The sequence below is a fragment of the Aequorivita sp. IT1282 genome (assembly GCF_058068205.1).
Map to the genome: position 1 here is coordinate 1 of NZ_JBYRHR010000012.1, position 4,541 is coordinate 4,541.

At 28.3% G+C, this 4,541-nt stretch carries 4 protein-coding genes; all 4 read right to left on the bottom strand.

Features of this window, described 5'->3' with window-relative positions; genetic code table 11:
• Nucleotides 1-267: 267 nt before the first annotated feature.
• The 4 genes from AC3RVG_RS15950 to AC3RVG_RS15965 all read right to left on the bottom strand — a co-directional run bounded on the left by AC3RVG_RS15950 (nucleotide 268) and on the right by AC3RVG_RS15965 (nucleotide 4,349).
• Nucleotides 268-825: a hypothetical protein gene (locus AC3RVG_RS15950; RefSeq protein WP_489692470.1), complete on the bottom strand. Its 558-nt coding sequence runs from the start codon at nucleotides 823-825 to the stop codon at nucleotides 268-270.
• 149 nt (nucleotides 826-974) lie between these two features.
• Entirely contained in the window at nucleotides 975-2,135 is a 1,161-nt protein-coding gene (locus tag AC3RVG_RS15955; protein ID WP_489692471.1) for a DGQHR domain-containing protein, read from the bottom strand.
• A gap of 1 nt (nucleotide 2,136) precedes the next feature.
• Nucleotides 2,137-3,579, bottom strand: a complete 1,443-nt coding sequence (locus AC3RVG_RS15960) for a hypothetical protein (protein WP_489692472.1) — start codon at nucleotides 3,577-3,579, stop codon at nucleotides 2,137-2,139.
• A 230-nt stretch (nucleotides 3,580-3,809) separates the two neighbouring features.
• The gene (locus AC3RVG_RS15965) at nucleotides 3,810-4,349 is read right to left on the bottom strand and encodes a hypothetical protein (protein WP_489692473.1); all 540 of its coding nucleotides are present in this window, start codon (nucleotides 4,347-4,349) and stop codon (nucleotides 3,810-3,812) included.
• Nucleotides 4,350-4,541: the final 192 nt, after the last annotated feature.

Below are 4,541 nucleotides of genomic sequence, written 5' to 3' on the forward strand. Positions count from 1 at the left end.
TTGTTCCATTTTAGTTTTTGCTTTCCAGACCATGATAAATCGCTTTTTCAAGCAATTTATGAATCTTAAAAGTGTAAACTATGTCCCTTTAACTTTGTAAAGGATGTCCCTTTACCGTACCCTAATTGGTGCCAACGTTTAGTATAACCGCAGTTACGGGATAAATTTAATGTTTTTTGGATAAGCACCTATGGTAGCAATTACGCGTGGATTCGGACGCAGTCGAATCCGCCGTAATTGCGGTTATACATTGTTGTGCTTAGTTTTTTATTTCCAAAATTCCCAACTTCGTTTTTCAGTTGTTCTTTTTTTATTCATTTCGGCATATTTATCCGCATAGCATTCGTAATTCAAAACTATTTTGGCGTGATGTGCAACCAAAAAGTATTTATGCTCTACAAATGTTTCGATTAATTTATTGATTCTTTCGCTTTTAAAACGTATTAAGTCATAGAACACTATTCCTTGTACTTCGTAAATAAACTCTAATTTCTCAAACTCCTCAAAAGCTACTTTTTCCGCGTTTAAATCTCTATTACTTATGTCATTTATGAAACTAGCCCATTTTATTTTTTCAAATCCCGAGTCAGCTTCATTTAGTCTTTTTCTTAAAGTATTTATGGAATCTTTTGAATTTAGATAGACTAAAGTTTCCCCAATTAAATAGTCATTCTTTTCATTCAACAATTCGATTAGTTGTTTTTCCACAACTTGCAATTCCGCTTGATTTAATTCTGACAATATAATGTGATTTGAAAAACCTTCTCTTTCTTCTCTAGAATCAGGTGGTATAATTTTCTTTATTATGTTGTCAATATTATTCATTCTGTAAATTAAGCACAACGGTTAGTATATGAAAAGTAGGCGATTACGAAGCACCGAACTTTCAATTAAGCACAAACTTTGTACGAGCCTAAACCCTTGAATTTATTACTATTTAGCCTATTTTTTATATACATTGTTACCTGTAGTCTTTATTCTTTTCTTACGAAATCCTCTTCGTTTTTTAATATTCTAGTCACTTTTCTAAACCCTGATTCTGAACTGATTCCACTTAAAGTTTTACCAAGTTTCCAATCATATGTGCTCAATTTGCAATCATAGATAATTCTTTTAAAATCTTCTAATACGGATGCATTGAAAATATTATCGAATCTATCCTTTAAAATATCAGCTATCAAGTAATTAATTGACTTGCATCCTAAGGTTTTTTGAATATAAAAATTGGGATCATAAACTATAGATTTATATTGATTGTCAATATCTAATGTTTTATATGGGTCTAAAAATGCTTGAGGCCATCTTTCATTAATAACTCTCCAAGCTTGAATTAAAAAATCAGAAATTTCTTTAGCAGCATTTCTAGAAAATAAAATAAGTTCTTTATCCTCCATAGAATTTATTTGCACTTGATTTAAGTTTATATAACTTGATACAATGCCCGAGATAGATTGTATAAATGCCGTAACTCCAATTATTCCAATTTTATTTTCTGAATGAATTCCAATTTTTATTGCATTTTGCCATACATTATCACTTATTGTTGTGTTTTCGTTCAACTTAAAAGCTGTATTGATTGCTATATGTGAATTCAGATCTTTAGCCCCAATTCTGTCCTCTAATATTCTGAAGTCATATTTAGCTAATTCTATTAAATCGGTTTTTAATCTTTTAGCTTTGGAATTAATATTACTAAAAATTTCCATTTCTATAGATCTTCTATTTTGGGGTGTTATAATGATTGAAACCTGTAATTTTAAATCATTTAATTTGGGGTTGTTAATGATAGCTTGCTCTATACCTAATAATCTATGTTGTCCGTCAACAACTCTAAATAAATTATCTTTATGATCATCTAGATTAAGATAAATTAAATCTTCACTATTTTCCACTACAATATTTTCAAACTGTTCTTTGTCAATAGCTAATATTATAGAGTTTGGAAAAACAAAATTTTCAGTTTCTATATATTTTCTAATATTTTGGTAGTGTCTTTCATCCTGAATTCTTTGGTAGCCACCATCATCAATACCGTAAATAAGTGTTTTGCTTTTACTGTTAATTACATTATAAGGTAACACTGTTGAAATCAATGGATAGTTTGATTGATTATATTTAATTGCTGGGTAATTCATATTATCCTAAAATGTTTATTAATGCATTTAAATTATTAGATATTTTGTCGGCTAAGTTGTCAACTTTTCCTAACTCTGATTTAGACCTTTCTAAATTATCAAGTAATTGATGTTTGTCTATTGTAGCAATAAACGACTCTAAATCACCACTGAAACAGTGTATTGAATATACTTTGAGGATGTTATCTCTTTCATTTTCCTCTAGCTCTAATACTTCTATTATTTCCTCGAATAATTTTAAGTTATTAATATGGTTAAATACATTTTTTGTATTTAGAATATATTCTTTACAATTATAATTAATGCAAGTATCAAAAAACAGATTTGTATATCTGTCTGCTAGTTCTTCATCTTGAACTAATTTGTTGTCAAGAATCATTTTTCGATAAGAGCTTTCAATTAAACTAAAAAATTTATCAAGAACAGTTTCAATATTTTCTGAGGTTATTTTTTCTTCAAAACTGGTAAGAATGATTGATTCGAATATTTGAAGGTCAAAATCTTCATTTCTCAAATTAATATAGAATGAGTATTTTGGACATACAAGGGATAGATGTTCTGTCTTTAGACTTAGATCTTTTAATATGTCATTACCAACATTATGGATATTGTAAGTTAGAGCTGCAATTTTTTTAAAATTGTAATTAATCCCATTTAAGACTTTAGTTACTTTTTCAGCGTATAGTTTCTCAAAATCATTTACAAAAAGTATAATATTAGAGTTTATGGTAAAATTACTATTAGCTTCTCTAATCTCTTGTAAAAACTCGTCAATTTGGATCAATAGTTTGCCTATATGATTCATTGATTGTTGAGCTAAGTCTCTAACAGGGGTTATTTTATAATCTTTATAGAAAATAGAATGTTCCATATCTCCCCAAGCTGATTCCAATTTACTCTTAATTTGAAGTTCAAAGTTCCAACTTTCATATGTACAGCGTAATTTGAATATATTTAAGCCATTTTTCATTGGAACTGGCTGGGTATCTAAATCAGACTCATTGATAACTATACCTTTGTCAGATAGTACTTGTAGGAATTTAGTAGAACTAATTAGTTTAAACATATTTATAGAGTCTATGTTTAAATCAGTGAGTATTTTTATACCTATTAAGTCGTCAATTTCTTTGATTTTAGATTTTAATTCAGGTTGATTAACGTTTCCAAGATCATTTAAATTTTCAGTAAATAAATTATAATGATTGTTTCTAATTAACTTTTCAGAGAAACTCCCTTTTTCCTTTACACGATTTACAATTCCGTAAAATTTTAGTTTACGTACGCTATTGTCTCTAGTTAAATGAAAATCATCTGCAAATTTGTCTATTGAATCTTTTAGAATGTCTACAATAATTTGTTGATTTGAAATAAATTCACCTCTTAAATCATTAAACTTATCCGATACTAAGTTGATTCCTTTTATCTTTTCTTCAATTGATTTCATTCTTAGTTATTTTCGTTTTTACGATTACAGGTAACGTTTAGTATAAAAGAAGTAGGGCTGTAAATAAGAAATTTCCTTTCATATTAACCACAAGCCAAATCTTTTGTATTTTGTTTTATATTATTCATCTAAAAGCCAAATCAAAAGATTTGGCGACCTCGCAAATAAGCCTGAACCATTGAGTTTAGCACTTACTTGCCCTATTTTTTTTATACATTGTTAGGCAACGTTTATTTCGCAATCTTAATGCTTTTTATACTTTTTTTTATGTCAATTGAATCGTTTTGATTGATAAAGCTTGCGTCTATTACCAAATCTTCGTTGTCAATTACTGTGCTATATCTTAATGATTTGAGGTTGGTATTAGTATTATTCAAATCCCGCAAGTAAATATTAGTTTCAAATACATAAAAATTAATTCCATTTATTTTTTCAATTCTCGAAATACTATCAATTGTTGCGTCTTCCATTTCGCTTGTCTTTTTCTTTAAGACGTCGAATAGAATACCTTTCATACTATTCCATTGACTTTCATAATTCTCAATTACATTTTGCTCTAATTTATACTTTTTTGCTTTTAACAAACTAAACTCGCCTTTTTGGAAAAAGAAGAGCGATTTTTGGTCACTAAATCCTGTATATCCACTTTGCTCAAAAAGTTCAATTCCTTCTTTCGAAAATTTATTCGCTTGATCAAGACTTATCTCTTCGAAGGAGTTGGGGACATTTATTCGTAATTTATGTTGACCAACTTTGTATTCATTCGACAAATTTGATTTACACGAATATTGAAAAAAGATGAGTGATATTAAAATTATTATAGTTTTCGATTTCATTTTTCAAATGTTCGTTAAGGCACATAGTTTACAAAGTTAAAGTCACATGCTTTACACTAGATTCTGACTTAGTCTAATTGATACTTGTTTATCTCTTATGCTATTTTCATTAAAGTACCCTAAAAA